The organism is Phenylobacterium sp. (assembly GCF_965284355.1).
Lineage (GTDB): Bacteria > Pseudomonadota > Alphaproteobacteria > Caulobacterales > Caulobacteraceae > Phenylobacterium.
In genome coordinates this window covers 151178-177443 of record NZ_OZ260078.1, presented here as the reverse complement: position 1 = coordinate 177443, position 26266 = coordinate 151178, and the positions used below count along the sequence as shown (strand labels likewise).

At 66.5% G+C, this 26266-nt stretch carries 24 protein-coding genes, 3 tRNA genes and 1 pseudogene; 6 read left to right on the top strand and 22 right to left on the bottom strand.

Annotated elements, in window-relative coordinates; translation table 11 throughout:
• Nucleotides 1–85: 85 nt before the first annotated feature.
• From ACQ66R_RS00870 to ACQ66R_RS00810, 13 genes are all read right to left on the bottom strand, one after another.
• Nucleotides 86–162, bottom strand: a tRNA-Arg gene (locus tag ACQ66R_RS00870).
• 11 nt (nucleotides 163–173) lie between these two features.
• Complete coding sequence (locus ACQ66R_RS00865) at nucleotides 174–482, bottom strand: ETC complex I subunit (protein ID WP_430418395.1); 309 nt, start codon at nucleotides 480–482, stop codon at nucleotides 174–176.
• 32 nt (nucleotides 483–514) lie between these two features.
• Nucleotides 515–591, bottom strand: a tRNA-Pro gene (locus ACQ66R_RS00860).
• Between the two features lie 67 nt (nucleotides 592–658).
• On the bottom strand, nucleotides 659–1090 hold the full coding sequence (locus ACQ66R_RS00855; RefSeq protein WP_430418393.1) for a PaaI family thioesterase: 432 nt from the start codon (nucleotides 1088–1090) through the stop codon (nucleotides 659–661).
• Nucleotides 1087–1866: a glutaminyl-peptide cyclotransferase gene (locus tag ACQ66R_RS00850; RefSeq protein WP_430418391.1), complete on the bottom strand. Its 780-nt coding sequence runs from the start codon at nucleotides 1864–1866 to the stop codon at nucleotides 1087–1089. The genes ACQ66R_RS00855 and ACQ66R_RS00850 overlap by 4 nt, the downstream gene beginning before the upstream one ends.
• A 65-nt stretch (nucleotides 1867–1931) precedes the next feature.
• The gene (locus tag ACQ66R_RS00845; protein WP_430418389.1) at nucleotides 1932–2507 is read right to left on the bottom strand and encodes a cold-shock protein; all 576 of its coding nucleotides are present in this window, start codon (nucleotides 2505–2507) and stop codon (nucleotides 1932–1934) included.
• A 141-nt stretch (nucleotides 2508–2648) separates the two neighbouring features.
• A tRNA-Glu gene (locus ACQ66R_RS00840) sits at nucleotides 2649–2723 on the bottom strand.
• 63 nt (nucleotides 2724–2786) lie between these two features.
• A complete protein-coding gene (gene recJ / locus ACQ66R_RS00835; RefSeq protein ID WP_430418387.1) occupies nucleotides 2787–4583 on the bottom strand; it encodes a single-stranded-DNA-specific exonuclease RecJ in 1797 nt (598 codons plus the stop codon).
• Between the two features lie 220 nt (nucleotides 4584–4803).
• Nucleotides 4804–5463, bottom strand: a complete 660-nt coding sequence (locus ACQ66R_RS00830) for a hypothetical protein (RefSeq protein ID WP_430418385.1) — start codon at nucleotides 5461–5463, stop codon at nucleotides 4804–4806.
• A gap of 249 nt (nucleotides 5464–5712) precedes the next feature.
• Nucleotides 5713–6666: a class II fructose-bisphosphatase gene (gene glpX / locus ACQ66R_RS00825; protein ID WP_430418383.1), complete on the bottom strand. Its 954-nt coding sequence runs from the start codon at nucleotides 6664–6666 to the stop codon at nucleotides 5713–5715.
• 48 nt (nucleotides 6667–6714) lie between these two features.
• Nucleotides 6715–8004, bottom strand: coding sequence for a homoserine dehydrogenase (locus ACQ66R_RS00820; protein WP_430418381.1), 1290 nt, complete (start codon nucleotides 8002–8004; stop codon nucleotides 6715–6717).
• Nucleotides 8005–8012: 8 nt separating this feature from the next.
• The gene (locus ACQ66R_RS00815) at nucleotides 8013–9233 is read right to left on the bottom strand and encodes an LL-diaminopimelate aminotransferase (RefSeq protein WP_430418379.1); all 1221 of its coding nucleotides are present in this window, start codon (nucleotides 9231–9233) and stop codon (nucleotides 8013–8015) included.
• A gap of 174 nt (nucleotides 9234–9407) precedes the next feature.
• A complete protein-coding gene (locus ACQ66R_RS00810) occupies nucleotides 9408–9773 on the bottom strand; it encodes a hypothetical protein (protein ID WP_430418377.1) in 366 nt (121 codons plus the stop codon).
• A gap of 151 nt (nucleotides 9774–9924) precedes the next feature.
• Between ACQ66R_RS00810 and phaC the strand changes: the two genes are divergently transcribed.
• The 4 genes from phaC to ACQ66R_RS00790 all read left to right on the top strand — a co-directional run bounded on the left by phaC (nucleotide 9925) and on the right by ACQ66R_RS00790 (nucleotide 13880).
• Nucleotides 9925–11916, top strand: coding sequence for a class I poly(R)-hydroxyalkanoic acid synthase (gene phaC, locus ACQ66R_RS00805; RefSeq protein WP_430418375.1), 1992 nt, complete (start codon nucleotides 9925–9927; stop codon nucleotides 11914–11916).
• 234 nt (nucleotides 11917–12150) lie between these two features.
• Nucleotides 12151–12483, top strand: coding sequence for a PadR family transcriptional regulator (locus ACQ66R_RS00800; protein WP_430418373.1), 333 nt, complete (start codon nucleotides 12151–12153; stop codon nucleotides 12481–12483).
• Entirely contained in the window at nucleotides 12480–13040 is a 561-nt protein-coding gene (locus ACQ66R_RS00795; protein WP_430418371.1) for a DUF1700 domain-containing protein, read from the top strand. The genes ACQ66R_RS00800 and ACQ66R_RS00795 overlap by 4 nt, the downstream gene beginning before the upstream one ends.
• A gap of 15 nt (nucleotides 13041–13055) precedes the next feature.
• Nucleotides 13056–13880: a GIN domain-containing protein gene (locus tag ACQ66R_RS00790; RefSeq protein WP_430418369.1), complete on the top strand. Its 825-nt coding sequence runs from the start codon at nucleotides 13056–13058 to the stop codon at nucleotides 13878–13880.
• A gap of 112 nt (nucleotides 13881–13992) precedes the next feature.
• Here ACQ66R_RS00790 and msrB read toward each other — a convergent pair whose 3' ends face one another.
• The 8 genes from msrB to ACQ66R_RS00750 all read right to left on the bottom strand — a co-directional run bounded on the left by msrB (nucleotide 13993) and on the right by ACQ66R_RS00750 (nucleotide 23138).
• Nucleotides 13993–14487, bottom strand: coding sequence for a peptide-methionine (R)-S-oxide reductase MsrB (msrB, locus tag ACQ66R_RS00785; protein ID WP_430418367.1), 495 nt, complete (start codon nucleotides 14485–14487; stop codon nucleotides 13993–13995).
• Nucleotides 14488–14560: 73 nt separating this feature from the next.
• Entirely contained in the window at nucleotides 14561–15004 is a 444-nt protein-coding gene (locus tag ACQ66R_RS00780; protein WP_430418366.1) for an N-acetyltransferase family protein, read from the bottom strand.
• On the bottom strand, nucleotides 15001–15981 hold the full coding sequence (argC, locus tag ACQ66R_RS00775; protein WP_430418364.1) for an N-acetyl-gamma-glutamyl-phosphate reductase: 981 nt from the start codon (nucleotides 15979–15981) through the stop codon (nucleotides 15001–15003). Before argC ends, ACQ66R_RS00780 begins: the two co-directional genes overlap by 4 nt.
• Nucleotides 15982–16440: 459 nt before the next feature.
• The gene (locus tag ACQ66R_RS00770; RefSeq protein ID WP_430418362.1) at nucleotides 16441–17289 is read right to left on the bottom strand and encodes a formylglycine-generating enzyme family protein; all 849 of its coding nucleotides are present in this window, start codon (nucleotides 17287–17289) and stop codon (nucleotides 16441–16443) included.
• Nucleotides 17290–17415: 126 nt separating this feature from the next.
• Nucleotides 17416–18360, bottom strand: coding sequence for an alpha/beta hydrolase family protein (locus ACQ66R_RS00765; RefSeq protein WP_430418360.1), 945 nt, complete (start codon nucleotides 18358–18360; stop codon nucleotides 17416–17418).
• Between the two features lie 22 nt (nucleotides 18361–18382).
• Nucleotides 18383–19846, bottom strand: a complete 1464-nt coding sequence (locus ACQ66R_RS00760) for a sulfatase family protein (protein ID WP_430418358.1) — start codon at nucleotides 19844–19846, stop codon at nucleotides 18383–18385.
• The gene (locus ACQ66R_RS00755; protein ID WP_430418356.1) at nucleotides 19843–20628 is read right to left on the bottom strand and encodes an alpha/beta hydrolase family esterase; all 786 of its coding nucleotides are present in this window, start codon (nucleotides 20626–20628) and stop codon (nucleotides 19843–19845) included. Before ACQ66R_RS00755 ends, ACQ66R_RS00760 begins: the two co-directional genes overlap by 4 nt.
• Before the next feature lie 296 nt (nucleotides 20629–20924).
• Nucleotides 20925–23138 carry a TonB-dependent receptor gene (locus ACQ66R_RS00750; protein WP_430418354.1) on the bottom strand — a complete coding sequence of 738 codons (2214 nt, stop codon included), beginning with the start codon at nucleotides 23136–23138 and terminating at the stop codon, nucleotides 20925–20927.
• A gap of 302 nt (nucleotides 23139–23440) precedes the next feature.
• On the opposite strand from ACQ66R_RS00750, the pseudogene ACQ66R_RS00745 reads away from it, so the two are divergent.
• Nucleotides 23441–23650: pseudogene (locus tag ACQ66R_RS00745) on the top strand (transposase); the annotation flags it as partial.
• Between the two features lie 212 nt (nucleotides 23651–23862).
• Here the strand turns inward: ACQ66R_RS00745 and ACQ66R_RS00740 are convergent.
• Entirely contained in the window at nucleotides 23863–24597 is a 735-nt protein-coding gene (locus ACQ66R_RS00740) for a GntR family transcriptional regulator (RefSeq protein ID WP_430418352.1), read from the bottom strand.
• Between the two features lie 297 nt (nucleotides 24598–24894).
• On the opposite strand from ACQ66R_RS00740, the gene ACQ66R_RS00735 reads away from it, so the two are divergent.
• Nucleotides 24895–26244, top strand: a complete 1350-nt coding sequence (locus ACQ66R_RS00735; RefSeq protein WP_430418351.1) for a sulfatase-like hydrolase/transferase — start codon at nucleotides 24895–24897, stop codon at nucleotides 26242–26244.
• The last annotated feature ends 22 nt before the right edge of the window (nucleotides 26245–26266 follow it).

Sequence of the window (26266 nt, the reverse complement as noted above, 5' to 3'; positions counted from 1 at the left end):
ATCCGACAACTCAGATTGTGTGCGTAAACACCTCACAAATAAGGTGAATCTTGCTAGCCAGGTTCGCCTTTCGGGAGAGTTCCCATGGCGCGCCCGGCAGGACTCGAACCTGCAACCGTCCGCTTAGAAGGCGGATGCTCTATCCGGTTGAGCTACGGGCGCTCGCGGCAGACCTAGTGGGTCCAGGGCGTGCGTCTGCCGAAGGCGAAGTTGTCGGCGTAGGCCTTGATGATGCGCTTGGCCGGGGCCGGGTCGATCAGCTGGAAGGCGATGCCGTGGGTCTCGGCGTAGCGGACGGCGTCTTCCTTTGTGTCGAACGACAGCTTCACCTGGCTCGACTCGGTGTCGCTGGTGACGGTCCAGCCCATGAGCGGGTCGGGCTTGCGCGCGGCCTGCGGCTCAAACTCCAGCAGCCAATTGGCGGCCTTGGCGCGGCCCGACTGCATGGCGGTCTTCGACGGACGGTAGATGCGCGCGAGCATGCTGTTCTTCAGACCCTCAAATTCCCACCGGCTGGTCGGGGCGGAGAGATTCGAACTCCCGACCCTCTGCTCCCAAAGCAGATGCGCTACCAGGCTGCGCTACGCCCCGAGGGCCGGCGGGCTTGCGATATAGGCGTTTTTCGGTTTCCGCAAACCTGCACGGGCGACAAAGGCGCTTAGCCGCGGCGATCCATGAGCTTGAAGATGCCCGATGCCCGGACAATGTCCACGCCGCGCGCACGCAGCACGCCCTCTGAGAACGCCACGTCCTTGGTCGCGCGCGTCATGCGGGCCTCGCCGATCACCCAGTCGCCCTGCCGGGCCATGTGCAGGAAATCGATCGACAGGTGGATGGTCACGCCTACCTTGCCCGTCCCGAAGCCGACCGCGCCCGCCAACAGCCCGTCGGTGAACGCTGAGAGCATGCCGCCGTGCACGAGTCCGATGCCGTTGGTGTGGCGGGGCAGCGCGTAGAAGGCCTGCGACACCAGCCCGTCGGCCACCGGCTTGTGGAAATAGGGTCCATTCACGGTCGAGAACTGTCCGCGGCCGGACGAGCGCACGAAACCGGGCGGCGGCTCGGGGATGTTCTCTTCGTCGGTCGTCATTTTGCAGGCATCCGGGGCGGCGTGAGACTCACCTCGTAGAGGCGGGGCCACAGCTTACCCGTCACGAACAGGCGGTCGCCTTTGCTGTCGTAGGCGATTCCGTTGGGCACGGCGTCGATGTTCGGCTTGCGCGCGGTCTCGGGCAGCGACGAGAGGTCGATCAGGCTCTTCACGATCCCGGTCTTCGGATCAATCCGCACAATCAGGTTGGTCTGCCAGATGTTGCCCCAGACCTCGCCCTTCACCCACTCGATCTCGTTGAGGTTGGCCACCGGGCGCCCCTCGGCGGTGATCCGCACGCGGCGGACTTCCCTGAAGGTCTTCGGGTCCAGGAACCTGAGATTCGGCGTGCCGTCGCTCAGGATCAGGTGCTTGCCGTCCTGGGTCAGCGCCCAGCCTTCGCCGGGGTACTTGAACGACGAGCGGAGCGCGAAGGTCTTCAGGTCCCAGCGGAACCCCACCTGATCGCGCCACGTCACGCTGATCAGTTCGCTGCCCCAGTTGACCATCCCCTCGCCGAACAGTTCGGGCGAGATGGCCTTCTGCTGGAGGACGACGCCATCCGACAGGCGCACCCGACGGATGGTCGAGCGGCCTTCCAGGCCCGTGCTCTCATAGAGGTCGCCGTCCAGGTACAGCAGGCCCTGGGTGTAGGCCCGGGCGTCGTGCGGATAGGCCGCCTTCACCTGAATGCCGTGGACAGGCAGGGCGGCCGCCGCGGCCGACGCGCAGCCCAGCAGGATCACGGTCAGAAGGGATGAGAGGCGCAGACGCAAGAGGCCGGTCTCCGGGGCGGGAGAGGCCTATCTGGGGCAGGCCTGGGCCTCAGGCAAGTCCGCTGTCAGGCGAGGTTCGCCGCTTCGATCTCGGCGACGACGAGACCCTTGGGGCCCTCGGCGAAGCGGACCATGACGCTTTCGCCGGGCTGGAGGTCTTCCATGCCCGAGCGGCGCAGGGTCTCGATATGGACGAAGATGTCGCCCGGCTCGTTGTCGCGGACGACGAAGCCATAGCCCTTGGCGCGGTTGAACCACTTGACCTTGGCGCCTTCCAGCGGACCGGTCGCCGTCACCGGGCGGCGCGCGGGACGGGCGAAGGCGGCGCCTTCGGGACGGGCGACCGTCGGGCGGCGTTCGGCGGGGGTGGCGGAGCTCTCGTCGACCAGCACGACCTCGGCGACCTGCCAGCCCTTGGGCCGACGCACGACGTCACAGGTGATCAGCGAGCCTTCCAGGCAGCTTTCGCGGCCCGATGTCCGCAGGCTGGTGACATGCAGCAGCACGTCCTTGAGGTCGGTCAGACTGGGGTCATCCGGTACGATGAAGCCGTACCCCTTGCCCGCATCGAACCACTTGACCCGCCCGGAGATCCGCACGGGTGGCGGACCTTCCATATGCTCGAATTCGAAACCCGCCATATGCCCCTCGGCCCGCATATCCCGACACAAGGGTCAGGGCCGACTATAACAGTGTTCTCGTAACCCTAATGGCGTCAATGGTGATTCGCGGGCGCGAATGCCGCGCGCGTCAAGCGTCTACACCTGAACGGGGAAATCGCGTGGCAGTCCCTAGGGGAGTCGAACCCCTCTCTCCAGGTTGAAAACCTGGCGTCCTAACCGATAGACGAAGGGACCGCTTGCGCGAGAGGCGGCTCTATAGCGACCTTCGATTTGGGGCGCAAGCGGCTGTTTGGCGCATCAAACGCGGCGCGGGTCCGCGACGTCTTCAATCTCCAACTCCACCCCTTCCCGCCCCTGCCAGTCATCGGGTTTCAGCTTGCCGACGACGTGGACGGCGCCGCCTTCCTGGAGAAGGCGACGGCCGATCTCGGTGTCCTCGCAGCGCCACGCCACCGCCTTGAGTCGCCCGCCCGAACCGTCGGTGAGCGTCACCCGCACATGGCCGCCGCGCAGCGCCATGGGGCGCTCGACCCGCACGTCGGCGGCGGCGAAGACCGGCTCGGGATTGCCCGGGCCGAACGGGGCCAGACGCTGAAACTCGGTCCAGAGGCCGCGGTCCGCGCCACGGGTCGTCACCAGGGCGTCGATGTCGAGACCATCCTCGGCAGCGGCCACCTGGGCCTCGTCCGCCATCTTCTCACAGAGGAAGGCGCGGAGTTCGGGGATGGTGTCGGGCCGAACCGACAGGCCGGCCGCCATGGCGTGGCCCCCGCCGGCCAGCAGCAGGCCCTCCTCGTAGGCGGCCTGGACGGCGCGGCCCAGGTTCACACCCGGCTGCGAGCGGCCCGATCCTTTGCCCACGTCGGCGGCGCGGTCGATGCCGATCACGATCACCGGCTTGCGATAGCGTTCGCGCAGGCGCCCCGCGACGATCCCGATCACGCCCGGATGCCACCCATCCTCGGCGACCACGAGGCACGGCGCGTCGGCCTGGTTGCTCTCGCGCTCGATGTTGCGGATCGCGGCCTCCTGGACCTCGGCCTCGACCTGCTTGCGCGAGGCGTTCAGCGCGTCGAGTTCGCAGGCCAGGGCGGCCGCCTCCTCGGGGTCGTCGGTCGAGAGCAGGCGCGCGCCCAGATCGGAGCGGCCGATTCGGCCCCCGGCGTTGATTCGCGGCCCCAGCAGGTAGCCGACGTGGAACACCGAGGCCGGCCCCTGGGCCTTGGCCACCTCCATCAGCGCCTTCAGGCCGGGGTTGGCCCACCCGGACATCACCTTGAGGCCCTGGGCGGCCAGCGCGCGGTTGAAGCCCACCAGCTGGGTCACATCGCAGATGGCGCCCATGGCGGCGAGGTCCAGCCACGCCCGCAGGTCAGGCTCGGGGCCGGTGAACAGGCTCCGGCGGCGCGCCTCGCGGTTCAGGGCGGCCAGCAGGACGAACGCCACGCCCGCGGCGGCCAGATGCCCCTGCCCCGACGAATCGTCCGGCCGGTTGGGGTTCACCAGAGCGGCCACCGCAGGGATCTCGCCCGGACGCATGAGGTGGTGGTCGATGACCACGACATTCAGGCCGATCTCGGCGGCGCAGGCCAGGGCGTCGTGCGCCGCGGCCCCGCAGTCCACCGTGATGACCAGGTCGGCGCCCTCGGCCTTGAGGTGGCGGAAGGCGGCCGGCGACGGGCCGTAGCCCTCGGTCATGCGGTCGGGCACGTAGATCGACAACTCCAGGCCCATGACCCGGAACCAGCGCACGATCAGGGCGGCCGAGGAGGCGCCGTCGACGTCATAGTCGGCGAAGACCACGACGCGCCGCCTGGCTTCCAGCGCGTCGACCAGGATCGCAGCGGCCCGGTCCATGTCGGCGAACGACGAGGGGTCCGGGAACAGCGCCTTCAGAGTGGGATTGAGAAAGTCGGCGCAGGTCTCGGGCGTGACCCCGCGCGAGGCGAGCGCCCGGGCCAGCGGCTCGGACAGGCCGTGGTTCAGCTGGTGGCTGCGGGTGATGTCGGGCGCGGCGACGCGCTGGCGCCACAGGCGGCCGGACAGCGAGCGCGTGACGCCGAGATAACCCACGTTCGCGCTTCCGTCCGCCATCAGCCTGTCGCCTTCGTTGGAGGGCACTATCGGTCGCCTGGGCGCGAGTCGCCAGGAATTGCGCAAGCGCCCGAGGCCCCGCGCGCCGCAGGCTCTGTCATGGTCTGAACCACGAAATACACGAACATGAGGCGGCCCGCGGGCGGCGGGAGCCGGCTCGCTTTCGTGTATTTCGTGTATTTCGTGGTTTGGATTTAGGGCGCTTCGCGCGGGCAGCGGGTCAGCCGGAGGGGCGCCAGTGGGGGCGTCGGGGGCTGGTCCCTCGAGGCGCGGGGTCCGGGGCCATGGGCCGCAGGCCGGCGGTGAAGGCGCGGGCGGCGGCGTTGGCGGCGGCGACGTCTTCGGGTGTGGCGGGTTCGGGGTCGGGGAAGAAGGTGGGAGCCGGCAGATCCCGCCAGCGTTGGGCGTAGTCGTCGGGGAGGCCCAGGGTCTTGCAGACGCGGCGGATGACGGCGTCGACGTCGTCCACGATCCAGTCGGGCTTCTCGTTCCAGTCGTCCACTTCCCGGTCGAAGCGGTGGCACCAGTCGGTGTGCAGCGCCTCGTCGCCGTCGGCGGCGGCGGAGATCACGCGCTCGACGGCGTCCTGCACCTGCGCGGTGCGCTCATCGATGGCCTGATCCTGGAGGTCTTGTGCGGAAGCGCGGGGCGTTTCGCGTTCGGCCCTGGCGCGCTCGGCCCTCAGCTTGCTGAGCAGGGCGAGCGTCTGGCGGAGCGAACGGGTCAGGCGGGTATAGGCGCGGGCCAGGTCGGAGAGTTCGGCGGTGTCCTCGGTGGCGAGCGCCTTGGTGTGGAGGCGCTCGGCGAAGGCGAAGTCCATGCGGGCCGCGCGGGCCAGCAGCTGGTCCTCTTCGAAGATGTCGGGCGCGGGCTCGGACATGATCGCGAGTGGAACACGCCCCTACGACAAAAGCGGTCGTAGGTGGGTTTTTCGTTCGCACTTTTTTGGAACGTCATGGCCGGGCCTGTCCCGGCCACCCAGAAGCGCCGCCGTTTTCCGGAGAGGGCGCGGGCGGGGATGCGGTGCGCCTTCCTGCGAGCGCCTCGTATCTGGGTGGCCGGGACAGGCCCGGCCATGACGTTCTGGGGGATAGGGGCGAGGGCGGGCGCCCAAGACAGGCGGCGGGCCCTATGCCGGCCGCTTCATGCGGACTTCGCGGACCGTGTGGGTCGCGGAGTTCATGACCAGGGTGTGGGTGTGCACGAAGCCGCCCGAGACGGTGACGCCGTCCAGCAGCGCGCCCTTGGTGACGCCGGTGGCCGCGAAGATCGCGTCGGCGCGGACCATCTCGTGCAGGTCGTACTTCTTGTCGAAGTCGGTGATCCCCACGCGGGCGGCGCGCGCCTTCTCGTCGGCGTTGCGGAACACCAGGCGGCCCTGGAACTGGCCGCCCACGCACTTCAGCGCCGCGCAGGCCAGCACGCCCTCAGGCGCTCCGCCCTGCCCCACGTAGAGATCAACGCCGGTGTCGGGATCGGCCGTGTTGATCACGCCGGCCACGTCGCCGTCGGTGATCAGGTGCACCCGCGCGCCCACCGAGCGCACCGAGGCGATGATGTCGGCGTGGCGCGGACGGTCCAGGACGCAGACGGTGATCTCGCTGGGATCGACGCCCTTGGCCTTGGCCAGCGCCTGGACGTTTTCGGCCGGGCTCTTGTCGAGGTCGATCGCGCCGGCCGGATAGCCGGGACCGCAGGCGATCTTGTCCATGTAGGTGTCGGGCGCGTTCAGCAGGCTGCCCTTGGGCGCCCAGGCCATCACGGCCAGCGCGTTGGCCATCGCCTTGGCGGTGAGCGTCGTGCCTTCCAGCGGATCCAGCGCGATGTCGATCTTGGCGCCTTTGCCCTTCCCGACCTTCTCGCCGATGTAGAGCATGGGGGCTTCGTCGCGCTCGCCCTCGCCGATGACGATCTCGCCATCGATGTCGAGGTCGTTCAGCGCGGTGCGCATGGCGTCCACGGCGGCCTGGTCAGCGGCCTTTTCGTCGCCACGGCCCGCCAGTTTCCAGGCGGCAATGGCGGCGACCTCGCAGACCCGGACCGCGTCCATGATCAGATTGCGGTCCAGAACTTCAGAACTCATGTCGTCTCCAACCCCAAAGACGCCTCTCTGCAGGAGGCGGTATCAAACCTAGATGCGGGCGATCCGCAACAGTCGCGGACGGTCAAGTACGGCAGGAAGTCCTGCGATGCGGTCAACGGCGGCGGTGAGCACCGATTCGGCCACCGCGTGCGTCGTCAGCACGATCGGCACGCCCTCGGCGCCCTCGGTCGGCTTCTGCAGGAAGCTTTCGATCGAAACCCCGGCCTCGGCCAGCGTCTCGGACACGGCGGCGATGACGCCCGGCTCGTCCTTCACCAGGAAGCGCAGGTAGGCGCGGCTCATCAGCTTGGACGGGTCGACCGGGTCGAACGGCGCGAGCGTCTCGGCCTGGGCCTGGAACACCGGACGGATCGCGCCGGCGATCACGTCGGCGATATCGGCCGAGACGGCGGCGGCCGTGGGCGCGGCGCCCGCCCCCGGGCCCTGCAGGAAGATGCGGCCCGTGCGCTCGCCCTCGATGAAGAGCGCGTTCAGGGCGCCGCCGGCGCGGGCCAGGGGATGGTCCAGCGGGGCCAGCGTGGGATGCACCCGGACCAGCGCGCCGTGGATCGAGCGTTCGGCCGAGGCCACCAGCTTGATCCGGTAGCCCAGGTCCTTGGCCATGCGGATATCGAGCAGGGCCACCTGGTCGATGCCCTCGATCTCGGCGGCGGCGTAGTTGGGCGCGCAGCCGAAGGCCAGGGCGGCCAGGATGGTGATCTTGTGGGCCGCGTCGAAGCCGCCCACGTCCATGGTCGGATCGGCCTCGGCGTAGCCCAGGCGCTGGGCCTCGGCCAGCACGTCCTCGAACGAGCGGCCCGTGGCCTCCATCTCGGTCAGGATGTAGTTGCAGGTGCCGTTCAGGATGCCCGAGATCGAGTGGATGTCGTCGCCCACCAGGGCTTCGCGCACCACCTTCACGGCGGGCACGCCGCCCATCACCGCCGCCTCGAAGAGCAGCGGGACGTTCTTATCTTCGGCCAGGGCCGCGAGTTCGGCGCCGTGCTCGGCGATCAGCGCCTTGTTGGCGGTGACGACCGGCTTGCCGGCCTTCAGCGCCGCCTCGACCGCGGCCTTCGCGGGGCCGTCCGAGCCGCCGATCAGTTCGACGAAGATGTCGGTCGAATCGGCGGTGGCCAGGGCGACGGGATCGTCGAACCAGGGCAGGTCTGAAATGTCGAACGGGCGCGGCCGCGAGCGCGAGCGCGCCGAGACGCCGCTGACGTAGGCCATGCCGCCGGCCGGCGCGAAGGCCGGGTTCTCGGACAGGAAGGTCAGCAGACCGGCGCCGACGGTGCCCAGGCCCGCGACGCCGATACCCCAGGGCTTGCGATCCATGGGTTCGCTCATTGCGCGGCCAGGGCGTTGTGCGCCCGTCCCAGGATCTCGTCCGAGTTGGACAGGAACTTCTTCACGTTGCGCGCGGCCTGGCGGATGCGCTGCTCGTTCTCGACGAGGCCGATGCGGACATAGCCCTCGCCGTACTCGCCGAACGCGACGCCGGGCGCCACGGCGACGCCCGCCTCCTCGACCAGCAGCTTGGAGAACAGCATCGAGCCGGCGGCCTCGTACTGGGGCGGCAGCTTGGCCCAGGCGAACATCGAGGCGGGCGGCGCAGGAATGTCCCAGCCGGCGCGCTTCATGGATTCCACCAGGGTGTCGCGCCGCGCCTTGTAGATGCCGCGGATCTCGTCGATGCAGTCGGTCGGGCCGTTCAGGGCCGCGGCGGCCGCCACCTGGATCGGGGTGTAGGCGCCGTAGTCGAGATAGGACTTCACCCGGCCCAGGGCCGCGCACATCCGCTCGTTGCCGACCACCATGCCCACACGCCAGCCGGCCATGGCGAAGGTCTTGCTGAGCGAGTTGACCTCGACGGCGATGTCCTTGGCGCCGTCCACCTGCAGCAGCGAGGGCGGCGGGTTGTCGTCGAAATAGATCTCGGAATAGGCGATGTCGGACAGGACCAGCAGGTCGTGCTTGCGGGCCAGGGCCACGACTTCCTTGTAGAAATCGAGGTCGACCCACTGGGCCGTGGGGTTCGACGGATAGCTGACGATCAGCACGCTGGGCGGCGGCGCCGAGTGCTTCACGGCGCGGCTGATGCCCGACAGATACTCCTCAGGGCTGCCGGCGGGCACGTGGCGGATCACCCCGCCGGCCATGATGAAGCCGTAGGCGTGGATCGGGTACGCGGGGTTCGGGCAGATCACCACGTCGCCGGGCGCCGTCAGGGCCTGGGCCAGGTTGGCGAAGCCTTCCTTGGAGCCGAGGGTGGCGATCACCTCGCGGTCAGGGTCCAGCTTCACGCCGAAGCGGCGGCCGTAGTAGCCGGCCATGGCCTTGCGCAGGCCGCTGATGCCCTTCGAGGCCGAGTAGCGACCGGCCTTGGGGTCGCGGGCCGTCTCGACCAGCTTGTCGACGATGTGCTTCGGCGTCGGCATGTCGGGGTTGCCCATGCCGAAGTCGATGATGTCGACGCCCTGGCCGCGGAGCCGGGCTTTGATCTTGTTGACCTCCTCGAACACGTAGGGCGGGAGGCGTCGGATACGGTGGAATTCAGGTGTCATAGGTAGAGCTCTTTCGCCGCGAACGCCCTGCGGCCGATCTGCGAGCTGACGTCAGGGCTTCGATAGACTCCGGGCGAGAGTCCGCCAACCCAGCTTGGGGATTTTTATGCCTCCACCGCTCGCCTCGCTGTCCGACCGGAGGTCGGACGGGCGCCGCTTCGCCCGGGGTCGGGCTCAGCGCGGCGGAGGCGGGGTAGCTCGTTCGCGCAGCTCGCGGGCGAAGGCTTCGGCCTCACCGGGCTTGGGCGGCTCGATCTGCGGGCCGGCGTCGCTGCGCGCGCGTTCGGCGAAGGCCTCGGTGCCCTGCAGCGTCCAGGTGGACGGCTCGGTGGCGGCGATGATCGCCTGGCGCTCCGCGATCACCGACTCGGCGTCGCGGCCGTACTGCGCCACCGGGCGCACATCCGTGGGCTTGGCCGGAATGCCGGCGAACGTCGGGAACTTGCCGTCTGCGCGGGACATCCTGGCGACGTCGGCCGCCACCGGAGAGGCCGGGTCGATCTTGGCGTCGGTGAAGGGCACGCCGGTGCAGCCGGCCACGGTCGCGCACACGCCCAGGAGGGCGATTGACCGGGCGGCAGTCGAAAAAGGCGGGCGCGGGGCATTCATTTGCGCCAAGGTCTTATGCGATGATCGTTGACGGCGAAAGAGCGCGCGTGACGTCGCTCCCGCCGGCTGGGAGAGCGACCCGATGAGCGAACAGACCGCCCCGTCCAAGAAGGGCGCGAAGAAGACCGGCGCGAAGAAGGTCTCCGGAGCGGACAAGACCGCGAAGGCCGCCGCCCCCGAATCAAAGACGTTCAAGCCCGCCCCGTCGCCGCCGCCGTCCGACCCCGGCCCTGGCCCCGCGCCCTCAGGCCTTCCGGGCGCCGGCTTCATGCCGCCCGGCTTCGATCCCGCGACCTTCACTGCCGAGCAGCGCGCCCAGATCGAGCAGCTGTCGATGAACCTGGCCAAGGCCGCGATCACCGCCCAGGGCGCGATCGCCGAGATGGCGCTGCGCCAGGCCGACCGGCCCGCCGCCCTGTCTCCCGACCCGTTCCACGTGGGCCCGGCGCTGACCCAGGTGATGAGCCGCCTGGCCGCCCAGCCCGACCGGATGATGCGGGCCCAGGCCGACCTGTTCTCGCGCTATCTCGACCTGTGGCAGTCGACGGCGCGGCGCGCCTCGGGCGTGACCCCCGACCCCGTCGTCTCGCCGGCCAAGGGCGACAAGCGGTTCAACGATCCGGACTGGTCCGACAACCCCGTCTTCGACGTGATCAAGCAGTCGTACCTGCTGACCGCGAACTTCCTGAACGGGATGGTGGCCGAGGTGGACGGCGTCGACCCGCTGGAGAAGCGCCGGGTCGAGTTCTTCATGAAGATGCTGACTGACGCGTTCTCGCCCTCGAACTTCCTGGCGTCGAACCCGACGGCGCTGCGCGAGGTGATGAGCACCGGCGGCGCCAGCCTGGTGAAGGGCATGGAGAACTTCCAGGCCGACCTGCAGCGCGGCGGCGGCGCGCTGTCGATCGCCCAGACCGACTACGACATGTTCAAGATCGGCGAGAACGTGGCCACGGCCCCGGGCAAGGTGATCTTCCGCAACGAAATCATTGAGCTCTTGCAGTTTTCGCCGTCGACAGACGAGGTCTACGAGATACCGCTGCTGATCTTCCCGCCGTGGATCAACAAGTTCTACATCATGGATCTGCGGCCCGAGAACTCGCTGATCCGGTGGCTGGCCGCCCAGGGCTTCACGGTGATGGTGGCCTCGTGGGTGAACCCGGACGCCACGCTCGCGACCAAGACCTTCGAAGACTACATGCGCCAAGGCATCTACGAGGGCGTCGGCGCGGCGATGAAGCAGACCGGCGTCGATCACGTGAACACGGTCGGCTACTGCATTGGCGGGACGCTGCTTTCGGCGACGCTGGCGCACATGGCGGCCAAGGGCGACACCTCGATCGGCTCGGCCACCTTCTTCGCCGCCCAGCAGGACTTTTCGGAAGCCGGCGACCTGTTGCTGTTCACCAACGAGGACTGGCTGAAGGACCTCGAGGCGAAAATGGACGAGGGCGGCGGCGTGCTCTCGGGCCAGACGATGGCCGACACGTTCAACGCGCTGCGCGGCAACGACCTGATCTGGTCGTTCTTCGTGAACAACTACCTGCTGGGCAAGGAGCCGAAGCCCTTCGACCTGCTGTTCTGGAACTCGGACCAGACGCGGATGCCCAAGACCCTGCACACCTTCTACCTGCGCCGCTTCTACGGCGAGAACGCCATGGCCAAGGGCGAGCTGACGCTGGACGGCGTGCAGATCGACCTCTCGAAGGTCAAGATCCCGGTCTACGTGCAGTCCTCGAAGGAGGACCACATCGCCCCGCTCCGCTCGGTGTTCAAGGGCGCGCGGCTGTTCGGGGGACCCACCACGTTCACGATGGCCGGCTCGGGCCACATCGCGGGCGTGATCAACCCGCCGGCGGCCAACAAGTACCAGCACTGGACCAACGACGCCCTGCCCGCATCCCTCGAGGAATGGCAGGCCGGCGCCGTCGAGCACCCCGGATCGTGGTGGCCCCACTGGGCCGCCTGGCTCGGCGCGAAGTCCGGCAAGAAGGTCCCGGCACGCGATCCGGCTAAGGGTCCCCTGCCCCCGCTCGGCGATGCGCCGGGCACGTATGTGAAAGTGAAGAGCTAGCTCTCCCTCCCCTCGATGGGGACGGATCGCGAAGCGATCAGGGTGAGGGAGTGGCGATCCTCACCTGTCTCAGAGTCCTGACCCGAACTCCCTCACCCTGGCGGCGTTCGCCGCCTGTCCCTCCCCATCACGGAAGGGAAAGACCCGGGCGCGACCTTACTAAGGTTTAATGCCAGCTACCTTGCGTCACTCACTACCTTGCCGTACCTCATGGACAAGGAAGGAGCACCCGACGTGCCCGACGCCATCGAGATCCAGCTGAAGAAGGGAGCGCTCGAACTCTGTGTTCTGGCCCTGCTCCACGCCAGCGACAACTACGCCTACGAGATCGCCAGCTCGCTCGCCGACGCGATCGGCATGGGCGAAGGCACCATTTATCCGCTCATGCGCCGCCTGCAGGCCGAGCGCCTCGTCGAGACCTATCTCGTCGAGAGCCCGGCCGGGCCGCCGCGCAAGTACTACCGGCTGACAGAAGCCGGGAGGCAGAGCTTCAACAGTCAGAAGGCCGCCTGGACCTCGTTCTCGGGCGCCGTCGATCAGATCGTCTTTGGAGGGGCGAAGGCATGACACGCCAGGCTTTCTTGGCCCGGCTGCGCGAGGGGCTCCGTGGCCTGCCCGCGCAATCCGTGACCGATATCGTGGCCGACTACGAGGCCCACTTCAACGACGGCGAGGCCGCCGGGCGCACCGAGGCCGAGGTGGCCGCGGCCCTGGGCGACCCCGACCGGCTGGCCCGCGAGATCCGCGCCGAGAGCACCATGGCCCGCTGGCGCGAAGAGCGCAGTCCGGGCGCGGCGGCCGCAGCGGTGTTTGCGGTCCTGGGCCTGGGCGCCATCGACATCCTGATCCTGCTGCCGATCCTCATGGGCGTCGGCGCGGCCCTGATCGGGTTCGCGGTGGCGATCATCATCCTCTTCTTTGTGGGCGCCTTCGTGTTCGCGGCCGGTCCGTTCATGGACCCGCCGGGCGGTCCGGGCGTGGCGATCCTGGGCGGCATCGGCTTCATGGCCGGCTCGGCCTCGGCCGGCGCGATCCTGACGATCATCTCGATCGGCCTGATGAACGCGCTGGTCTGGTACGGCCGCCTCCACTACCGGCTGCTGAAGCCGGCCCTCGAAGCTTAACCGGGAGCCAGACCGATGATCCGCGTTCTCTTCATGATCGCCATCGCAGGCTTCGTGCTTTCGGTGGCCTCCCTCTCCGCAGCCGTCGCCCTGGGCGGCCCCGACATCGTGGCCAAGGGCGGCTGGAAGATCGCCGGCGACAACGACTGGAACTGGGGCGACCGACACGACCACGACGGTGACCGGTCCGACCGCTGGGGCGACGACGCCACCCGCACGCTGGAATGGTCCGGCTCGGACCAGCTGGACCTCGATCTGGCGGCCGACGTCCGCTACGTGCAGGCCGACGGCCCGGCCACGGTGACCATCACCGGCCCCGCGCGACTGATCGACCACGTGATCGTCGTGGGCGACACCATCAAGTACCAGGACCGCGGCCACAACACCCACCGCACCAAGCTGGACATCGTGGTCCGGGCGCCCAACATCTCGACCTTCGACATCTCGGGCAGCAACAACCTGACCATCGAGGGCTACCGCCAGCCCAAGCTGAACCTGAACGTCTCGGGCTCGGCCGACATCACCGCCTCGGGCCAGACCGACGAGGTGTCGCTGGACCTGTCGGGCAGCGGCGACGCCGACCTGGGCGCGCTGAAGACCAAGGGCGCCGAAGTCGACATCTCGGGCTCGGCCGACGCTACCATCGCGCCTACCGAATGGGCCGACCTGGACATCTCGGGCCGCGGCGACATCCGCCTGCTGACCCGTCCGGCAAAGCTGGAGACCGACGTCTCGGGCTCCGGCGAGATCCACCAGAGCGAGGGCCCCGCCTCCGGCCCTTCGCCGCCCGCCACCCCGTCGCCGCCGCCTTCGCCGTCACCCAAGGGCGCGAAGACCTAGGCGCGCGACAGGGCCCGGCCCGGGCGTCTGGACGCGCCCGGGCCGGATCACTTCGAGCACCCAAGCCAACCTGGCCCGGGCGGAAACGTCCGGGTCTTTCTTGTGGGCGGGCTCAGGCCGGGATGAACTTCAGCGCCAGGCCGTTGTTGCAGTAGCGCAGGCCGGTGGGGCGTGGGCCGTCTTCGAAGACGTGGCCCTGGTGGCCCAGGCACTGGGCGCAGTGGTACTCGGTGCGCGCGACGCCGATCTTGTAGTCGGTCTTGGTGCCGATGGCGCCGGGCAAGGCGCGGTAGAAGCTGGGCCAGCCGGTGCCGCTCTCGAACTTGGTCTCGGACGCGAACAGCGGCAGGGCGCAGCCCAGGCAGACGAAGGTCCCCTTGCGCTTTTCCTTGTTCAGCGGACTGGTGCCCGGCCGCTCGGTCGCTTCCTGGCGCAGTACGGCGTAGCTGTCCTGCGGCAGCCGCTTCTTCCATTCGGCGTCGGTGATCTTGCGGAACGGCGAGTTGGCGTAGGCGTCCTTGGCGGCGGCCAGCGACGTGGCCGGGGCGCCCAGCGCCAGGGCGGAGACGGCGGCCAGGAAGCCGCGGCGATCGAGAAGCGTGTTCATGGCGGGATTACGCACGCCGAAGGGCGGCGGTTTCAAGTCCATCGTCTGCATGGAACCGATAGCGCCCCGGATACTAACGCGCCGGCCCGTCCCAGATGTAGCGGACGTCCGGCGTCTTCTCCTCGTTGCCCGAGCCGTCGGTGAACTCGACGGCGCGGAACCCGCGAGACTCGTAGAACGCCCGGGCGCGGGCGTTCTGCTGGAAGGTCCAGAGCTGTCGTGTGCCACCCTCGGCCAGGACCGACTCAAGGAGCCGCCCCCCGACGCCCCGGCCGTGGTGGTCGGGATGGACGTAGAGCTGGTCGATCCAGCCTTCCGAAGAGGCGATGTAGCCGCATGCCTCCCCGTCCACGTCCGCGACCGTGACCTGGTGGGTCGGCAGCACGGTCTCGAACATCCAGACGGCCGCCTCCTCGATGGTGTGGAGCTGCGGCAGGAACGTGAGCGTCCGCATCGCCAGGATGTGGATCGCCGCCAGGGCCGGCGCGTCGTCAGGCGTCGCCGGCCGCAGGATCACAGGCCCTCACCCTCGGGAAGCCCGAGCATCAGGTTCAGGCTCTGCACCGCCGCGCCCGAGGCGCCCTTGCCCAGGTTGTCGAGCAGGGCGACCAGGCGGGCCTGGCTGCCGTCGGCGTTGCCGAAGACGAACAGGCGCATCTTGTTGGTGCCGTTCAGGGCCTGGGGATCCAGCGCCCGGACGTAGCCGCCGGCCCCGGCGCGGGTCTTGGCGAGCTCGGCGCACTCCATCCCGCTGGCGACCTGGACGAAGGTTTCCCCGGCGTAGGCGGCCTCGAGGGCCACGTGCAGGTCGGCGGGCGACGGCTTGCCGGGCATCGCCCAGAGCTGAAGCGGCACCTCGACCAGCATGCCCTGGGCGTAGCGGCCGACCGACGGCGCGAACACCGGGTGGTGGCTGATGCCCGTGTGGATCTTCATCTCGGGCAGATGCTTGTGGGCCAGCGAGTAGCCGTAGGCGCGGAAGGCGTCGTTGGTGTCGGCCGGCGGCGCGTTGTCCTCGAACTCGGCGATCAGACCCTTGCCGCCGCCCGAGTAGCCCGAGATGGCGTTCACGGTCAGCGGGAAGTCGGCCGGGATCAGGCCCGCGGCCACCAGCGGGCGCACCAGGCCGATGAAGCCGGTGGGATAGCAGCCGGGGTTCGACACCCGCGTGGCGTTCCGCACCGCGTCGCGCTGGGTGGGCGACATTTCGGGGAAGCCGTAGGTCCAGCCCGGCGCCGTCCGGAAGGCGGTGGACGCGTCGATGACCTTCACGGTGTTGGACGACAGCATCGACACCGCCTCGCGCGAGGCGTCGTCGGGCAGGCTCAGGACCACGGCGTCGGCGGCGTTCAGCAGCTCGCGGCGCGCCTCGGGGTCCTTGCGCCGCGCGGGGTCGATCGAGAGCACCTCGAGATCGGCGCGCTTCGCCAGCCGGTCGCGGATCTGAAGTCCCGTGGTGCCGGCTTCGCCGTCGATGAAGATCGTGTGGGCCATGGTCGGTCCCTGAACTGAAAGGCCAAAAGAGAAAGGGCGCTTCGGTTGCCCGAAGCGCCCCTTCCGCAAACGCGAGTAATCGCTGCGCGGACTAGCGCTTCGAGAACTGGAATCTCTCTAACTTGTTGTTTTCATTTGAGTAATCTCGTCGGAAAATCTCTGTGAATGATCTGTGAAGAAGGTCCATCGTGTCGCCTTTGATGGTGAAGCCTACGTGAATGCATAGGTGAAACATCACTCGCCGCTGTCGCGGACCCGAGACGCCCGACGATCAGCAAGCTTTCGAATGACCCCATGCACGGCCTGCATGTCGAGGTCAACGCCGCGCAGAATCCAGAGGTCGCCTTGATCTGGACGCCGACGCGAACTCCGATGGACCTTCTCTATGGGTCGACTGATGATCTCAGCGACCGTCACGAATGTGCACCCGCCGGTCGCCTCGCGCAGGCTCCATGGTTTCTAGCGCATCTGGAGCGGACGGCCTACAACCCTGAAGCCTGTATTCGACGTCGCACTTTCAGGGGTATTGGCGCTCCGCGCGGCGACGCGGTAACGGTTGCAGTGGCTGGCATGGCAAAGGAAGGAGCCGCCGCGAATGACCCTGTGGGTTCCGCTGGACGGCCCGAGCGGATCTTTTCCTTCGCGGGTCGAACTCGGGAACGCCGTCCAGAAGTCGGCGCACCATTCCCAGACGTTGCCTGCAACCTCGTAGAGACCGTGGCCATTCGGAGGAAAGGTCCTTACGGGACAGGTCCCGTGGAACCCGTCCTCAGTGGTGTCCGAGTGCGGAAACGACCCCTGCCAGATGTTGCACATGTGGGCCCCGCCCGGGGTCAGCTCGTCTCCCCATGGATAGCGAGCCCCCACCACGCCGCCACGGGCCGCGGCTTCCCACTGGGCCTCTGTGGGCAAGCGAACGCCCGCCCATTCGCAGAATGCCTGCGCGTCGTTCCACGAGACATGCACGACTGGATGATCAGCCTTAAGCAGTATGTGGCTGCCACGACCCGCCGGCCAGCGCCAGTGTGCATCTCGAACCTCAAGCCACCAGGGCGCACCATCGATGCGCCTGCGAACACTTCGGGCGACTCTTTGGGATACGAGTGTGTGAAAGACGAGTGAGGAGCCGACCCGCTCAGCCTCCGTCTTATAGCCAGTCGCCTTCACGAAGCGGGCGAACTCGCTATTGGTGACGGTCGTGGCTGAAATCCGGAAACCCGACAGCGTGACGTTGCGAGGAGGACCCTCGCCGTCTTCCGGGTTTGCGTCTTCGTCGCTTCCCCCGAGCATATAGTCGCCAGCCGGCACGGGGCGCCATTCGATATCGAGCTCCGGAGCCTTTGACGTTCCTAAGGAGGCAGCATGAGAATCTAGAGCTTCGACAGGGCCGGTCCCACTGAGCTGGCAGCAACTCACGGATCGCGCCGCACGTGTTCAGCGCGAAAGGCAGCGCTGCAGGAAATCGCGCATGACATGACGGGTTGTCTCCTCCTCGGCCCATTGGGTCGGCGTCTTCGGGCCAGCGCCGGCGCGTGCTCCGAATTCCCCCGTACGGCCCCAATAGAAGCCGTGCAGACTATCCTTGACCTTCAGCACCTCCGCCTCTCGTCCTGCGGCCTGCATGGCCGCGATGGTCGGCTCAACGAGACTTGCCGGAACCTGCACATCCGCCTCGCTCAGCAGGAACAACACCGGGCTCTCGATGTGCTTGGCGTTGCGCTCGATGCTCTTGTCGGCAATCGCCCGGTCAAGATCAGCGCCTACGAGGCCTCGGCGCGAGAAACCCGCCAGGAGCCTTTCCCGGCTGGTTGAGATGAAGCTCTGCGCGGCAGGCTTGAGGCTCGACAGGGGCGGTTTGGAGAACTCCCCCTTCAAGAAGAGCTCGGGGTTGGTCATCCAAGGCGAACCCGCTACGGCGCAGTTGGCCGCCTTGCCCGTGCGAATGGCGGCGCGGAGCACAAGATTTCCGCCGTGGCTCCCTCCCACCAGCGCGATCCGCTTCGGATCAAGGGCGGGGTTCGTCTGCGCGAACCGAACTGCCGCGATGACGTCATCTTCTTCCGCGCCCAGTATGGCGCCTGGTCGGAACCCTATCGACAGGATCGCCCAGTCGCTGTCATTGAGCATCTGCACGGTCGGCGAGTCGCTCGCCGGGTCCGCGACGTTCCGCACTGTCGCAAAATCACGCCCGCCCTCACCACCATGTACGGTTACGACGGTGGGGTAGCGTCCGCCGCCTTCCGGAAGACTCAGGACGGCCTTGAGAGGGGTCCCATCGCCCGACGGGATCGTCAGCTCTTGAACTGTTCGCTTCGGCGGCGCGGCGGAAGCTGGGGCAATGAGCAACGATGCCAAGAACAGTCCGGCCAGTAGTTTCATGTTGCTGCTCTCGAAGGAGGGGTCAGTAACGGGCTTGAACTTCAACGCCTGCGATGCGCGTCCTTGTGACACGTCCTTGCATGCGCGACGGGATGTTTCTGGCGTTCCACGAACGCCACTCAGCCTCGAGCTCCCTGACCAAGGCTGGTTGGGCGGCGGAAAGGTCCTCTTGTTCCCGGGGATCTCGCTTCAGGTCGAAGAGGAAGCTCCGGCGTCCGCCTTCGGGAAGATCGACTTGGATCAGCTTCCAATTCTGCCGGCGGACGGCCAGGTCGGTTCCGGCACGCCAGAAGAGGGCCTGATGGGGCGTTTGCGAGGCGGCGTTGACGTAGCGAGCCAAGTCGACGCCGTCCAACTCCGAGAGCTGATCCGAAAGGCCCGCTGCCCCTAGAACCGTTGCGGCGAGGTCGAGGGAGATGACGGGTTGTTTGTAGACCCGCGGACCCCGCTGGCTGCCGGGCCAGCTGATCAGGAAGGGTGAGCGAATGCCCCCCTCGCCAAGGTCGCGCTTGTGACCGGAGAAGGGCGCGTTGGAACATGCTCCCGCGATGTAGGGGGGGCACCCATTGTCGCTCAGGAACAGTACGAGGGTATCGTCTCGGAGGCCGCGCCGATCGAGGTCCTTGAGAACCGCCCCCACGCTGTCGTCGAGCGCCGTCACCATGGCAGCGTAGACACGTTGCTGGGGATCCTGGATGTGCTTCACCCTATCGAGGTAGGCCTTGGTCGCCTCGAGCGGCACGTGGGGCGCGTGATGGGCGAGCACCATGAAGAATGGGCGCTCCTCGGTCGCAGCCTTGGCTAGAAAACCCAAGGCCTCGGTGGTGAGCACGTCGGTCTTGTAGCCGTCGATCTCTACGGGCAACCCCATCCGGCTAAAGCCCTGGGATCGCGTGCGTTCAGCGGGCTCCCCCTCGGTGCGTAGTACGATGTCGCCCTCGCGGGGATTTAGAATGTAAGAGCCACCGCTCGCGAACCCGAAGTACTGATCAAAGCCCCGCTCCAGAGGTGAGGCGCCAGCACGTCGTCCCTCCAGGTGCCATTTGCCGACAAGGCCCGTGAAGTAGCCGGCTCGCTTCAGCCGTCCGGCAACTGTCTCTACGCCGGGTGGCAAAGACATCTCTTCAAGGTCTTTGGCGTTGCCCGGATTGAAATCGTGTCCGAAGCGGGCCTGGTAGCGGCCGGTATGCAGGCCGGCGCGTGAGGGACTGCAGACAGCGGCGGTGACATAGGCGTTCGAGAAGACTGTGCTTTCGCGCGCGAGCTTGTCGAGATTCGGAGTGCGGAACGCCCCAGGCTGAAGGTACCGGACGTCGCCGACGCCAAGATCATCGGCGATGATCATGACCACGTTCGGCCGTCGAGGTTCGGCATAGGCTGTCGAGCTACCCGACCAGAGGGCCGCGGCTACGATGGCCGGCGCAAGAAGCCTTACCGGGCTCAGAAACTCGACCACTCCCTTGTCCGGGCGGAGAGCAGGCATCATCGTCTGAAATCCTTGAGGAAGGCCCAAGCCTCTTCGCTGCTGTCGAAGTCGTTGGTGGAGCGCCCGCCGAGCTCTTCGGCCAGCGCAGCCTTGGTTCGAGAACGGCCGGGAAGCCCGTGGCCTGCACCGTTCATCTTGAAAAAGGAAACCTGCGCCCCGTCGCGACAGCTCTTCCAGGTCCGGATATCGGTCCGCATGCCGTCCTCAACATCGCGGTCCGGTGCCTTGGTCTCCTCGGGCGCGCCAGCGCACCCGTTGGTCTTGATCCAGAACGCTAGTGTTTCCTCCGCAGGGATCACGCGGCCCTGGTCGGTCGCGCCCGCGCCGCCGACGTTTCCGCCGCCGTAGGGCACCAGCGGGTCCGCCGTGCCATTCATCATCAAGATCGGAACCGAGACTTGAGGCCGGCATGTTTGTCGGAGCGGTTCGGGCAAGCTGGCGACCATGGCGACCGCCCCCGCGAACATCTCCGGGATCTCGCAGGCAAGGCGATGCGTCATCATCCCGCCGTTGGATCCACCGACAATGTAGATGCGCCGCGGATCGACCTCGGGCAGCCTCCGTAGCTCGCCTACTAGGGCCCTGAAGAACGCGACATCATCAGCGTTCTCCTGACGCCGCAGCATCTCCGGCGTCCCGCGGCCGTCGTTCCATCCGTAGTTTACCCCTTGCGGATAGACGGCGATGAAGCCTTCCCGGTCACCGATCTCGTTGAATCCCATCTGGCGCGCACGTCGAGGAGCCGTGCCGTTTCCGCCGTGCAAGGCAATGACGACCGGCATCACCCCGCGCCCAGGACTTGGAGAGTGAATGAAGTAGGTTCGCTCCTGATCCCCGACCCCTAGCGAGTGTTGGGTGAGGCCCTGCATCAGCTGCGGGTTTGCGAGGTCGGCGGCAAGCGAAGGCCGCGGAAGACTAGACCGGTCTCGTGGCTGACCCAATGCTACATCCGCTGTCAACGCCAGGACCGCGACCAGGCCGATCCGCAACATATTCGCCTTCGGGAAAGCAATGATCACGGCTGACTCCATTCGACGCTCAGGGAAGGCAGGGACGCTAGGATCTTTGAACCGGGGAGCTACCAGCGGTATCGAACCTGAACACCGAACTTGCGGGGATCGTTGTACCGGGCCTGGGTCGCGCTACCGAAAACGACGAAGCTCTCTTGGCCGAGATTGTTCGCGTATGCGGCGATTTCAACGCGATCGAAGTTCACACCAATTCTGGCGTCCAGAAGATCGCGATCATCTAGCTCGAGCGTGGAGTCGATCTCCTGGAACCCTCCGGACTGGCCCGAGTAGGAGAGGTTCAGGAAGCCGTCCACATCGCCAAAAATGGGACGGCGGTAGTTCACCTCAGCCGCACGAATCCACTTCGGATTCTGCTGGATCGGGCGTCCGGTGGACTTCAGCTCGCCGCCCTGCCGCGAGCCGCTGACATTTGCCCGAAGACGCCCCCCCCAGAGATCCCAGCGACCGCTCGCCGTTAACTCGATGCCCCAGACCTCCGCGCGTCCCACGTTCGAGATGAAGGCCACGGACGCGACAGGGCAGATGGGGTTGGTGACTGCGCAACCATTGTCGATCTGGGCCTGGAAATCCTCGACGTCGGTCTGGTAGGCGGCGAGCGTGATGAAGATGTTGCGACCGAGGTCCCCCTTCGCACCGATTTCATACGACGTGCCGTTCTCGGGCTCGTAGCTCGGCACCACCGGCACGGGAGCTCGGGGATCGCCGACGTTCGCGTTGAACCCGCCTGCTCTGTATCCCGTCGCAATCCGTCCATAGACGATCCACTCCGACGGGAGGCGGTAGGTGAGCGAAAAGGCATAGTCGAGGTTCGAGAAGCGATCAGCGTCCGCGCTTGTTTGAGCCGCGATGGGCGCATTTGTTGGCAGCGAGAAGCCGAAGTTCTGCCGCTTCTTCCGGTCTCGTGAGTAACGCACCTCACCCTCGGCGTTCAGCGCCGGCGTGACTTCGAAGCCCAACGAGCCGTAAGGTGCCCAGGACTTGTAGCGACCGCGACCTGGCAAGAAATTTCCCACGGAGGGGTTGGCTCGTGTCGGAGTCCGACCGGTTACGGTCGTGAACTTGTCATCGGTGTCCAGCAGTTCGAGGCCGACGAGCCAGCTCACCCGCCCCGTCTTCGCGCTCGCGAAGTGGAAGTCCGCGTAAAGCGCTTCGAAGTCGTCGTTGTTGTTGGTCGCCGCATTGGCGTCTGTCACCGTTGTCGCGTTTCCGCGCGCCTGCTCGCGAGCAAGGGTAGCCGGATCAAACTGATCTGTGTCGTTCTCGGTTCGGGTCAGCCGGCGCCTGAAGCCAGCGGCGCCCGAAAGGGTCCCGGCGTCTGACTCCCACGTGAACTGTCCGATGACAGACTGGATGCGTTGTTTCGCCGGCTCACCATCGTTGGCGAACGCGACATACTTTGGCGTGACGTAACCGCGGGGAAAGCCATTGGCGCCAGGCGGCACGACGAAGGACGCGCGCAGCCCGGGCAGATCGTAGAGGCCGTCTTCGACAAGCAAATTGGCGTCAAGATTCCCGCGACGAAAGCGGATCTGACCGCGGGCGGCATAACCCTTTTGGCGGTCAATGAAATTGTCCTGAGCCGCATTGTAGAAGAAGCCATCGGGCTGATCGAACCACTCTCCGGTCAGGCGGATGGCCACCTCATCGGAGATCGCGTGGTTGACCGCTGCTTGGACCTGCTTCAGCTCGGTCTCGAACTGGTAGTTCCAGTTCATGAAGCCTGAGTTGTTCCACTGTGGCCGCGCCGACGTCACCGTGATTGCCCCACCGACGGCGTTGCGACCATAGAGCGCGCCTTGAGGCCCCCTCAGAACCTGGAACTGTTCGAGGTCGAGCAAGTCAATGCGGCTCAGGCTTCGCCCTCCGACGGTGCCGCCGCCGATGTAGATGTTGTTTCGATACAGACCGACCGCCGCTTCGGTAGAGGTGCCGCGTCCCTGCCCTGATCCACGAAGCGTGATCTCTGAGTTCGATGGCGAGGAGGTGTCCAAAAACTTCACGCCAGGGACACTGTTCAGAACCGTCTGCGGATCGACGATATCCCCCCGCTCATTCAGCTGGCCGACGTCGATCACGGACGCCGACACCGGCACGTCGCGAAGGCGTTCTTCGCGTCTCCTTGCGGTGACGACAACCTCGCCAATCGACGTAGCTTCGACCTCGTTTCCACTCTGGGCCGCCGCAGGTGCGGGAGCTGCCGTCGCGAGCGCCGCGCTGGCGACCCCTCCTAGAAGCCACTGACGATGGATCCGAGCGCGCATGCGTTCCCCCCGCAACTTGATGTTTGCACAAGCAGTGCGCGCCAGAGCGAAACTGTCAACACTTTTGCTGTAATTTGGGCCCAGAAATTGACCGTCCCACCCGCGATCACTAGGGGGGTCGCGATCTGGCTCCACTTCGCCCAGAGCGCCATCCGGCCGAGTGAATCGCGGTGTATTCATAAGCGGACGGATGATGATTCAAGATGCCAGTTGGGCAGAGTCAGCATCGATGAGCCGACCCTGCTCGATGATCTGCGGGCTCGTGCGGTGGCGCGGGTGGCTGGCGGATAGGCTGCCACCAGGTGGCGAAGGTTTTCAGCGTCAGCGTGTCAGGCCTGCTCTGCTGGCCGACCCTGAGGCCCGGCAAGATCGCGATTCTCGACTGGCCTGGCTCGCATCGAAGCTCATGCATCCGCCCGACCATCGAGGCCTGCGGCGCCAGCCTCAACTACCTGCCGAAATCCTTGCCCGATCTGAAACCCATCGAGATGGACTTCTCCAAGCTCAAGGCCCTCCTGCGCAATGACGCCGCGCGCTTCGCCCCCGCCCCCTGGAACCGCATCGGCCAGCTCCCCCACAGGACTGCGCATACCACTTCGAGCCGCCGGATACCGTGCAGCGTAAGCGGACTCCGCGCTAGGTCCAGCTTGAAGGCTGTTCGTGGTGCGGCGTGGCCTGGACCCCATTTTGTAATTGGCCGAGCGGGCCGCGCTGTGGGATTCGGCTATGTGGTAGCTGCGACAAGTCGAGATCGGCGCCTGCGGCCCTTGAACTCAACCACGGCCGCCGGGATTGCGGCTTGGAGTTGTCGAGCCCGGGCGACGCCCGCCGCGTGCATTCGGCGGGCGAGGTCGTAGGCCTTCGTCCGGTCGCGCTGAGCGACGGCATCTGTCAGATCACGATAGGCTTCGTACTCCGCCGACCGCATCTCCTGGGTTGCCATGCTAAGGTGACCAAAAGCGTGGCCGACTCCCTCTGAAAGGTCGCGCATAATCTGATTGAGACGCGCGTTGTGTGCAGCACCGTAGAGGACCTGTACATAGTCGTAGGTTGCAAGCTTGAACTCGTTTGCAGTCGTCGTTGGTTTGGAAGCTAGTTTTCCTAGGACTTGTAGCTTTCTGCGAAGTTCTAAGAGGTTGCCGCGCGTTGCTCTTTCAGCAGCCAACTCCGCGAGGGCTGCGAAGATGAACTCGCGCGCCTCCAGGGTGACGCCTACTTCATCATCTTGAAGGGAATTCACAAACGCTCCCTTCCGCGGGAGGATTCTGACCAGGGCCCGCGACTCGAGCAGGCGAAGCGCTTCCCGCACAGGGCCACGGCTCACGCCAAAGCGGTTCGCGAGTTCAATCGTGCTGAGGTGATCGCCCGGCCGAAGATCGCCGCTCACGATCATCGCTCGCACCGACCGCGCAATCTCCGGTGGCGAGCGCATATCACGTTCTGCGGTATTCGCCTTCAAGCCGCCAGGCTCCCTTACCAAGTCGAATCGACTCGCTGCCGGCCCTTACTGCAGCCAGCGCGCGCGTGCTTCACCCTGCCCCGACAGCACGGCAACTCGCAACCAATAGCTCACCACATTGCCTCTCTTGCCACAACCGGCGACACTATGATTGTTTATTGGCGACACTTTAAGCAGCGGAAATCGGAGTGACTCGAAGTGCTGGTCAGATCTCTCGCGGCGCTTGTGGCGACCCTTGTAGGCTTTGCCCCCGGGGCTGCATTGGGTCGATCGGTCGAAACGAGGCAGCCCAACGTTGTGCTGATCGTGGCAGACGATCTTGGGACAACGGACGTCAGCGCGTACGGCTACCCATCGGCGATCCCGACACCGAACATCGACCGCATCGCCGCCCGGGGCGTGAAGTTCAACCGAGGCTATGCGACGGCCAGTGTATGCAGCCCCTCAAGAGCTGGACTGCTCACGGGGCAATATCAGCAGCGCCACGGCTTCGAGTACCTTGCCCCTTCCAGTGTCCGGCAACCGGACGGCGGACTGCAGCCCGGACAGACACTGCTCGCGGAGAAACTTAAGGTCTCCGGGTACCGCACCGTGGGTATCGGCAAGTGGCACCTCGGCGTGTCGGCCGATCGCCTGCCAACCGCCCGAGGATTCGACGAGTTCTTTGGCTTCCTGGGAGGCGAGACGTCGTACATCAGCCCCGAGGCCCCGTCAGCGATCAACCAGGCTGCGCCCTATGTCGGCGAACGGAGCTTTCGACGGGATAGCGACGCAAATCAGATTGGGCGCTGGCGCGCCGGGACAGCAGGCAGAGAGCTGATACGCAACGAAGGGGAGTATCTGACCGACGCACTAACCGAGGAGGCCGTAAGCCAGATCCGGCAACAGCGCGGGCGGGATCAACCCCTGTTTCTCTACCTCGCCCACGCCGCGCCTCACAGCCCATTCCAAGCCACGAAGAAATATTACGATCGTTTTCCTCGCGAGAAGGACCCGCTCAAGAGAACCTACGCGGCGATGGTGAGTGCTCTCGATGATGGTGTCGGCCGCGTGATGGCTGCCTTGGTAGAAGCGGGCATAGCCGACAACACCATCGTCATCTTCACCTCCGACAATGGTGCGGCCACCTACTTCGGGATTTCGGATTGTACCCACCTCAGCGGCGGGAAGCTTAGCTACAATGAAGGTGGTGCTCGAGTTCCTCTCATCGTCTCTTGGCCTGGAAGCTGGCCCAAGGGCGTTCAAGAGAACCGCAATGTGTCGCACCTGGACCTGTATCCGACGATCCTTGCTGCCGCAGGCATCAAAGGTGACAAGACGCTCGATGGCGTCGACCTCACGCCCCGCCTGGGCAAGGTGGAGCCCATCCACGAAGCCCTCTTCTGGCGCACGGGCGCGGAGTTCGCTGCCCTGATGGGGGACTGGAAGCTCATGTCGAACACCCGTCCGAACAGTTTCCCGTGGACGTTCGACCTGAAGTCAGACCCTCGCGAGACACGCAACCGGATGTTCGACCAGCCGGAGCGAACGCGCGAACTGCAGGCGCGGTTTGCGGCTTGGCAGGCGCAAATGAAGCCTCCTGCATGGGCGGCAACGTCGGGGTTCCAGGTCTTCCACTGCGGCCGCGTCGTCTTTCACGACCAATGACATGGCTGCCGGACGCGAACAC